Annotated in this window: 3 protein-coding genes; 2 read left to right on the plus strand and 1 reads right to left on the minus strand. The window is 65.4% G+C overall.

Features of this window, described 5'->3' with window-relative positions:
- Positions 1-704, plus strand: a 704-nt coding sequence (locus Q0L57_RS14635; protein ID WP_296743736.1) for a 4-hydroxyphenylacetate 3-hydroxylase C-terminal domain-containing protein, incomplete at its 5' end; no start/stop codon positions are given.
- 24 nt (positions 705-728) lie between these two features.
- Complete coding sequence (locus Q0L57_RS14640) at positions 729-1,238, plus strand: flavin reductase (protein ID WP_296743737.1); 510 nt, start codon at positions 729-731, stop codon at positions 1,236-1,238.
- 2 nt (positions 1,239-1,240) lie between these two features.
- On the opposite strand, the gene hpaR is transcribed toward Q0L57_RS14640, so the two are convergent.
- Positions 1,241-1,649 (minus strand): homoprotocatechuate degradation operon regulator HpaR (gene hpaR, locus Q0L57_RS14645; RefSeq protein WP_296743739.1); only part of this gene is annotated, 409 nt, incomplete at its 5' end.

Raw genomic sequence — 1,649 nt, forward strand, 5'->3', positions numbered from 1 at the left:
TGCGCGACGCCCAGAAGATCCTGTCCTTCCACCCGGCATCGGGCTTCATGCATGGCTACTGCTTCCAGGGCTGCACCCGCTTCGCCGTCAAGCTCGACTTCCTCGCCGGCCTGCTTGCCAAGGCGCTGCGAGCGACCGGCGGCGATGCCTTCCGAGGCAACCAGGCGGCACTCGGCGAGGTGATCGCGCTGCGCCACATGTTCTGGAGCTTTTCCAACGCGATGGCGCACAACCCCATTCCGTGGGCGAACGGCGCGGTGTTGCCCAATCTCGAGGCCGCGCTCGCGTACCGCACCTTCATGTCGGAGGCCTATCCGCGTGTCATCGACACGGTGCGCCGGGTGATTGCCTCGGGCCTGATCTACCTCCCATCATCGGCGCGCGACTTCGACAATCCAGAGATCGACCGCTACCTCGCGCAATATGTGCGCGGCTCCAACGACATGGGTCATGTCGAGCGCATCAAGATCATGAAGCTGTTGTGGGACGCGACCGGCACCGAGTTCGGCGGCCGCCACGCGCTCTACGAGCTCAACTATGCCGGCGCGCCGGAAGAGGTCCGGCTCCAGGTGCTGAAGGGCGCTGAGCGCGGCGGACGGCTGAAGCAGATGGAGGAACTGGTCGACCGATGCATGGCCGACTATGACGAGAAAGGCTGGACCGGCGACACCTGGCTGCCGCCACTTCCGGCCCAGGCCAACTGAGGGAGGTCGGCCATGGAAGCGGCCATGATGACACAAGTCTCCAGGCTGGAATTCCGCGAGGCAATGGCGCGAGTCTGCGCGCCGGTCAACATCGTCACCACGGACGGACCGGCGGGGCGCGGCGGCTTCACCGCGACTGCCATGTGCAGCGTTTCCGACGACCCGCCGACGCTGCTCGTCTGCATGAACGAACGCTCGGCGCAGACCGGCATGTTCCTCGAAAACCGGCGTTTCTGCATCAATGTGCTGACGCAATCGCACATGCACCTGGCGGCCAAGTTCGCCGGCGCGCTGCGCGACATGGCCGAGCGCTACAATGCTGCGCGCTGGCAGACCATGCCGTCCGGCATGCCGGCGCTGCTCGACGCCATTGTCAGCTTCGACTGCGAGATCGGCGCGGTGAACAAGGTCGGCACGCATAATGTGATGTTCGGGCGCGTCGTCGACATCCGTCACGGCAGCGACGAGGCGGCTCTGCTTTATGTCGGACGCAACTACATGCAGCCGAGCGCGCTGGGCAGCTTCGGTGGGTAGGATCAGCCTTCCGTTGACTCCGACTGGATCAGGCTTTCCAGCATGTCGAGCAGCCGCTCATGCTCTTCGGCCCCATAGCGCTGCTCGATGGCGTCGTAGATGGCGGTGCGTTCGGGCGCCAGTTCCTCGATCAGCGCCACGCCGGACGGGCTGATGGCGAGGAGCGCACGGCGGCCATCGTCCTTCACCTTGTTGCGGGAAATGAATTCCCTCTCCTCCAGCGCCTTGATGATGCGGGTGAGGCTCGGCGGCAGGATCGAGGCGCGGTTGGCAAGCTCGGTCGCTTCCAACGGCCCGGTCTCGGCAAGCACGCGCAACACGCGCCACTGCTGTTCCGTGATGTCGTGGCGGGCCAACATCGGCCGGAAATGCGCCATGATCACTTCGCGGGCGCGAAGCAGGGCCATCGGC

The sequence above is a fragment of the Mesorhizobium sp. genome (genome assembly GCF_024509055.1).
GTDB lineage: Bacteria > Pseudomonadota > Alphaproteobacteria > Rhizobiales > Rhizobiaceae > Mesorhizobium.